The sequence below is a fragment of the Sulfuricurvum sp. genome (assembly GCF_019163035.1).
GTDB lineage: Bacteria > Campylobacterota > Campylobacteria > Campylobacterales > Sulfurimonadaceae > Sulfuricurvum.
Genome location: NZ_JAFLKV010000031.1, coordinates 1906 through 5275, shown reverse-complemented (window position 1 = coordinate 5275; position 3370 = coordinate 1906). Strand labels below are relative to the sequence as shown.

7 protein-coding genes and 1 pseudogene are annotated in these 3370 nt (G+C 43.4%); all 8 read left to right on the top strand.

Going from position 1 to position 3370, the window contains the following annotated elements:
- Nucleotides 1–473 (top strand): nitrogenase component 1 (locus JZU62_RS02760; RefSeq protein ID WP_295011665.1); only part of this gene is annotated, 473 nt, incomplete at its 5' end.
- Nucleotides 463–915, top strand: a complete 453-nt coding sequence (gene nifX / locus JZU62_RS02755) for a nitrogen fixation protein NifX (protein WP_295011663.1) — start codon at nucleotides 463–465, stop codon at nucleotides 913–915. The genes JZU62_RS02760 and nifX, both read left to right, overlap by 11 nt.
- Nucleotides 916–1368, top strand: a complete 453-nt coding sequence (locus JZU62_RS02750; RefSeq protein ID WP_295011661.1) for a NifX-associated nitrogen fixation protein — start codon at nucleotides 916–918, stop codon at nucleotides 1366–1368. It begins immediately after the preceding gene.
- Between the two features lie 11 nt (nucleotides 1369–1379).
- Nucleotides 1380–1895, top strand: a complete 516-nt coding sequence (locus JZU62_RS02745; protein WP_295011659.1) for a flavodoxin — start codon at nucleotides 1380–1382, stop codon at nucleotides 1893–1895.
- A 10-nt stretch (nucleotides 1896–1905) separates the two neighbouring features.
- Nucleotides 1906–2280 (top strand): nitrogenase-stabilizing/protective protein NifW, encoded by a 375-nt coding sequence (locus tag JZU62_RS02740; protein WP_295011657.1) that lies wholly within the window; start codon nucleotides 1906–1908, stop codon nucleotides 2278–2280.
- Complete coding sequence (locus JZU62_RS02735) at nucleotides 2237–2683, top strand: nitrogen fixation protein NifZ (protein WP_295011655.1); 447 nt, start codon at nucleotides 2237–2239, stop codon at nucleotides 2681–2683. Before JZU62_RS02740 ends, JZU62_RS02735 begins: the two co-directional genes overlap by 44 nt.
- A gap of 83 nt (nucleotides 2684–2766) precedes the next feature.
- Nucleotides 2767–3057, top strand: coding sequence for a 2Fe-2S iron-sulfur cluster-binding protein (locus JZU62_RS02730; RefSeq protein WP_295011654.1), 291 nt, complete (start codon nucleotides 2767–2769; stop codon nucleotides 3055–3057).
- A 152-nt stretch (nucleotides 3058–3209) separates the two neighbouring features.
- Nucleotides 3210–3370 (top strand): annotated as a pseudogene (locus tag JZU62_RS02725) (RNA polymerase factor sigma-54); the annotation flags it as partial.

The following is a 3370-nucleotide window of genomic DNA, read 5'->3' as shown; positions in this document are numbered from 1 at the left end:
TGATGAAAATCCGACAAGATGAGCCAAAACCGATGATAAAACGGTGGCGTTCACGATTGCAAGACGCGATGCTCGATTCGCATTTTCTCATCGGGAGTTCTCATTTCGTCATAACGGGCGAACCGGATATGCTCAGTGGAATGTGTGCACTGATCCGCAGTGTCGGCGGAACCATCGATGCGGCGGTTTCTACGACGTTTAGCGATGTTCTCCACACCATCGAAGCGGAGAATGTTTTCGTTGGGGATTTGGAAGATGCTCGTCGCTTTTTTGAGGGGGCAGATATGGTGATCAGTAATTTCCATGCAGAACGAATCTTGCATAGTGTTCATCATACGGCGCTCGTTATCCGAGGATTTCCGAACTACGAAGAGTTAGGGAACCAACTTAAAAACGATCAACTGTATGAGGGAAGCACGTACTTTTTGTTTGAAATAGCCAACCAATTGAGAAAGGTTAAACATGAACACTAAAATCAGCATAGAGGGGAACGGTACGATGAATAGCGCTTTGAGAGTTGCGTTTGCAACGAAAGATATGGAAGAGATTAATGCTCACTTCGGCGGAGCTAAAGAGTTTGTAGTCTACAACGTTTCAAAAGACGGTTATGAAGTATCCGAAGTGATAAAAACCGACAGTACCGATCCTGAGGACGATGATAAAACCGATTATCGTGTGCGTGCTCTCAAAGGTGTCAACATTATGTACTGCGAGAGTATCGGCGGTACGGCGGCCGCAAAAGTGATTCGTGCAGGGATTCATCCGATGAAAGTATCCGAGCCGACACCGATTGAAGATATTTTGAAAACCTTGGTAGCGATGATCAACGGCAATCCTCCGCCGTGGATCAAAAATATCATCCAAATGAAAACCGAGCACGATGTGCGACAAGACCGATGGGCAGAGGGAGAATAAGTGGAAGCGGAAAAAACAATGAATGCGTTTGGTGTGGAGTTGATACGTCAAATTCGTGCACTCGATCAGTTTGGAAACTGGGCTAAAACCAGCGATGAAGAGTTGCTAGTTAAAAAGTATGTCAAAACCAAAGAGGATCTTAAATCGATCCCTCTGATCGCGGATATTGATGAGATGCTTACCAATGATATCAAAATGATTTACAAAGCAACGGCGTTGGCATTTGAGCGACAAACCGGTGTGGTGTGTAACGTTATCATGGAGATGAGTCATGAGGGATTCGGTCGATGTGCGGTAATCGCTGATCGTATTTGTATCGTGGATAAGTATTTCAAAGATGCACACCGTTTCGGTTTTCGAACCCTCGAAGCATTGTTTGAAGATGGCGATAAACATCTTAACAATGCCATTGCGATTTATGAACAATATAAACCGTGTAATAAACAAGGATAAGGAGTCAAAATATGTCAAAAGTCGGTATTTTTTTCGGTAGCAGTAGCGGTGTCACACGAGGTGCGGCAGAACTTTTAGCGGATGAGTTCAAAGGGGCTGAACTCATTGATATGGAAGAAGATTATGATGGAATTGATCAGTTTGAGGATTTCGATGTTTTAATCCTCGGCTCATCGACGTGGGGACAAGGCGATCCTCAGCGTGACTGGGTAGATGCACTGTACGAATTGGATAATGAACGTCCTGATATGAGCGGAAAAAAAGTAGCCTTTTTCGGTGCAGGGGATCAAAAAACACATGGTGAACACTTTTTGAGTGCTTTGGGAAAAATGCACGATCTTTTTGTCTCCCTCGGAGCAAGTGCGTATGGATTTACCACAACTGCGGGATATGAGTATGATCATTCATTGGCTGAGCGTGAGGGGAAATTTTGCGGTCTTGGGATCGATGATGTGAATCAAGAAGATTTAACGCAAGAACGTGTTCAAACATGGGCAAACCAACTCAAAAGTGAGATGGGATTATAAGGGGATTATGATGGGAACGTTAGCAGAATTTGAACAAATTAGCGACACCGAAGATTTCTTTGATTTTTTCGATCTTGAATATGATGAACGTTTGGTTCAGGTCAAGCGATTCCATATCATGAAAAAATTCGGCGAATTGGTCGAAAAAGCATCAGGGCATGATTTCGGCGGGGATGAGAAACTCCTAGAATATTATAGATTTGCTCTGATAACGGTCTATAAAAATTTTGAAAACGGTTACAGCCCATCAGCCGCCGATGTGTGGGAAATGTTCGATAAACCGAGTGCTTGCGGAACCTGTTCCACATCCACGAGCTGTAGTAGCGTAGAGGAGGTCAGCAATGGAGTCCACGCCTGTGTCAGCCAAAACAGTATCAGTTTCTGAAGAGGTAATGCCTATCAATGATGAGGTACGCAAAACCAACCTCTATAAGATGTCAACCAAAGATGAGATTCTCTCTTTGTATCGGGTCGGACAGAGGGTTCGACTCACTAAAACGATCCGCAATGACGGGACGTATCCGCACGCAGGTGTCGGAGATGTTCTCATCGAAGCAGGCTCAGAAGGGTATGTACGAAAAATCGGTGATTTTTTACAGACCATTCGAGTCTATGAGGTCAATTTCATCGAAGAGGGATTAGTTTTCGGATGCCGTGAAGCGGAACTTGAAAGCGCCCTCGAGGATGACGGCTACGATGAAGTGGCTGAAGAGTTGAAATGGCTCAAAGAACATCGTGCCCAAAGAGCCGCTGAAAAAGCGGCGCAATCTCAAGAAGAGGGGGCATAAACCATACTCTTCTGAGATTTTTGCATATCGTATCAAATTGGTGCCCTTGTGGCTAAATAATCGTAATCAACAAAGGAGTTGGGATGACAACACGTGTAGAAATTATGAATGACTTTTTGGCGATCAACGTCATACCGGGCAAAACGATCCAAGATATCGTTGAGGCTTCTGGAAGTGCACTTCCATTCGGATGTCGTGATGGTGAATGCGGTACCTGTGTCGTAATGATCGAATCAGGTATGGAATTTATGAGCCCTACTACTGACAAAGAGAAAGCGGTACTTAAAACGCTTAATGAAAGCAATCCGAAAGCTCGTCTTGCTTGTCAAATGAAAGTTGTAGCGTCAAACGGTTTGGTACGTATTAAATACTAAGCCTAACCTTCCGTTCATGGGTCGCTATATTCACCATGAACGGAAACTGCCTATTTTTTGATCACTACTTTGCCTAAAAAAAGCCTATAATTTTCATAAGAACAAAATATGCATTTGTTTGCGTAAATGTGTATTTTTTTAGGTGGCTTATTATGCAAACATCACTCTCTTATAAACAAAAACAACTTCCCCGTTTATCGATGCAAACATGGCTTCCTCTTTTGCAATGCTCTCTTAATGACCTTGAAAAACATTTGCAAGTTATCACCAATGAAAACCCTTGTCTGGAAGTAAAATCGGGGTTTGAAGAGTC

Excerpts from the sequence above, each read along its gene's own strand:
- nifX (WP_295011663.1), top strand. The coding sequence starts at position 463 with ATGAACACTAAAATCAGCATAGAGGGGAACGGTACGATGAATAGCGCT.
- JZU62_RS02745 (WP_295011659.1), top strand. The coding sequence starts at position 1,380 with ATGTCAAAAGTCGGTATTTTTTTCGGTAGCAGTAGCGGTGTCACACGA.
- JZU62_RS02740 (WP_295011657.1), top strand. The coding sequence starts at position 1,906 with ATGGGAACGTTAGCAGAATTTGAACAAATTAGCGACACCGAAGATTTC.
- JZU62_RS02735 (WP_295011655.1), top strand. The coding sequence starts at position 2,237 with ATGGAGTCCACGCCTGTGTCAGCCAAAACAGTATCAGTTTCTGAAGAG.
- JZU62_RS02730 (WP_295011654.1), top strand. The coding sequence starts at position 2,767 with ATGACAACACGTGTAGAAATTATGAATGACTTTTTGGCGATCAACGTC.